This is a genomic window from Oleiphilus sp. HI0123 (genome assembly GCF_001635315.1).
The window spans coordinates 1-301 of the sequence record NZ_LWGE01000214.1; the positions used below are offsets into that span (position 1 = coordinate 1).

At 44.2% G+C, this 301-nt stretch carries 1 protein-coding gene; it reads left to right on the top strand.

What is annotated here, in order from left to right; all coding sequences use genetic code 11:
* Positions 1-301 (top strand): hypothetical protein (locus A3761_RS26650; protein WP_369808152.1); only part of this gene is annotated, 301 nt, incomplete at both ends.

A 301-nucleotide genomic window follows, 5' to 3' on the forward strand; every position in this document is an offset into this window, starting at 1 on the left:
TGCCCTTACCATTACATTCTGGTGAATGTAGCTTTTCTTGCCTGTCTAAGCTTTAACTCTCTCGCGCAAACGATACCAGATTCAAAACTTACTTCCCTAGCGGATAATGAACAATGGCTCGACCTTCTTCATTTTCACCAAATAGGCTTTATTCCGCGATTTGAAAGTCAGGTTGATGACGACAGTTTTTTTATCGCTCCAGACGGAAAGTACTCGCCAAAGTCTGAGCTCAAGGCTAATATTGCAGCGTTTACTGGCGACAGCAGCAACCTTGAGCTTATTTGCCAGTTCCCTGCTCGTT